Source organism: Saccharothrix deserti, from assembly GCF_009769385.1.
Classification (GTDB): domain Bacteria; phylum Actinomycetota; class Actinomycetes; order Mycobacteriales; family Pseudonocardiaceae; genus Actinosynnema; species Actinosynnema deserti.
In genome coordinates, this window is sequence record NZ_VKAB01000135.1 from 1 (window position 1) to 2,006 (window position 2,006).

General features: G+C 66.6%; 2 protein-coding genes. Both read right to left on the minus strand.

Translation table 11 applies throughout. From position 1 onward, the window contains the following. Positions 1-510 precede the first annotated feature (510 nt). On the minus strand, positions 511-1,305 hold the full coding sequence (locus tag FM051_RS49825; protein WP_158854953.1) for a carbonic anhydrase: 795 nt from the start codon (positions 1,303-1,305) through the stop codon (positions 511-513). Between the two features lie 359 nt (positions 1,306-1,664). Then, positions 1,665-1,880, minus strand: a complete 216-nt coding sequence (locus FM051_RS49830; RefSeq protein ID WP_202919539.1) for a hypothetical protein — start codon at positions 1,878-1,880, stop codon at positions 1,665-1,667. Positions 1,881-2,006 lie beyond the last annotated feature (126 nt).

Sequence of the window (2,006 nt, forward strand, 5' to 3'; positions counted from 1 at the left end):
TCGCCTCGGCGAACCCGACCCGGTGCGGCCGGATCCAGCCCAGCGCCAGGTCCACGGCGAGCAGCACGAGAATGAGGCCGATGGTGATCGCCCACGTCCAGAGACCGATATCCAGCACAGCAACTCCTGGGTACTTTGTCCGTCCATTGTGTACTTACAGTACCGGTCACGAGCAAGCCTGTCACCGACTGGACGCCCTGTGCCGCTCGAAAAGCCATCGCTGAAGGTCAAGCGGCATGGCTGTACTCATTGACGAGTCCGCCGCGATCCGGGTGTGCAGCAGTCTGCGGGTGTCGAGGTCGTGCGGCGGGATAGGGTGCTGTTGACCCTCGGGTGGTGGTTGGTCGCGGGCTTGGTGGCAGGCGCCTGATGCCGTGTTCGAGAAAGACGTCCCAGGAGCGGCAGCGATGACTTTTCGAGCGGCACAGGTCGAACTGGACGATGCGAAACGCCCGGCTGGGATGACCCGGCCGGGCGCCTCACCGCATCAGACCCCGGTGCGGGTGGACTTTATTGATACAGCGTGACTTTGGCGGTGGCGAGGTCGTAGGCAGCGCCGACGACGCGCAGCTTCCCGGCGGCGACCGACTCCTTGACGACCGGGTTGGCCTCCAGGGTCGCGACGGTCTTGCGGATGTGCGCCTCGAGCGCGGCCGCGTAGATGTCATCACCGCGGTCCTTGACCTCGCGCGCGGCGGGCACGAGTGCGGACACCAGCGCACCCAGCGCGCCGGGCGGCGTCTTGCCCGGGTCCTTCATGGCGTCCACGGCCGCCTTGACCGCGCCGCAGTTCTGGTGGCCGAGCACCATGATCAGCGGCGTGTTCAGCGCCACGACGCCGTACTCGATCGTGCCGACGGTGGGGTCCGACAGCACGTTTCCGGCCGTGCGGGTGACGAACACGTCGCCGAAGTCCTCGTCGAACACCGCCTCGACCGGTACCCGCGAGTCCGCGCAGCCGAACACCTGGGCGTACGGAGACTGACCGGTAGCGTGCTGGCGGATGCCCTCGAGGGTCTGCGTGTGCAGCGCCTTGTTGGTGAGAAGTCGCTCGTTGCCGGCCATGAGCCGCTGCAACGCTCCGTCTGGAGTCTTCGGCAGCTCCGGTAACGTGGACGTGGGCGCCGTAGTGCCCGCGGCGGTCGCCGACTGACCGGCGGTGGACCCACAGGCGGCGACGGCGACGGACAGTCCACTCAGGGCGAGACCGCGCAACACGGCCCGCCTGGCGGGCGCAGCCTGGGATGAGATGTCGTTCTTGAGGTCGCGCACGGTCCATTGTAGACAAGACAGAGTGTTGCCCACAGGCCAATGCATGCTCCGTTGCACATGATTCCGGGTTTTCGGAAACGTCCGTCCTCCGATGCCGTATTGGTCCGATGTGGCCAGACATGCCGGCCACGTCTTCCGTCGCTGCACCGGCACGATCAGGACGGTCACTGTGGGAGATGCCGAGCCCAGCGGCGGGGGGGAGGGGGGGATCCGGTCACCGCCACCGGGATCGACGCCGCGCACGCTCCGCGCGGCGTGCGGGGCCGACGAGATCAACCCACAGGCCACCAGACCTGCGCACAACCGGACCGCTGGCCCTCTCGAGGCGCTTGGGGCGCGCGTTGTGACCGACCGAAGCGTCCTCGGGGGGTGAACAGCAGCTTGCGCGGAGGTCAAGCGAGGCCGATTTGCTGGGAGAAGGTCTGGTTGTCCCAGAACAGGAACTCCTCGTCCATCGTGCCGCGCTTGTTCCACAGGCCGATGGTGGCGATGTTGATGGCGTACTTCTTGCCGGTCGGCTGGATGAAACCGCCCTTGCCGTCGGGCATCGGCCTGGTGAAGGTGCCCTGCTGGACGCCGGCGACCGCGGTCAGGCCGTCATGGGCCACGGAACCTGTCAATGGTGTTGAGACAGTTCAGGCTGCTTGTTCTGTTTCGTGTTCTGTCTCCTCGTTTTCTTGGGGTGGTTCGTTGATCCAGGCGGATTTGGGTAGCTTGGGTGGGGTCGGTGCGCG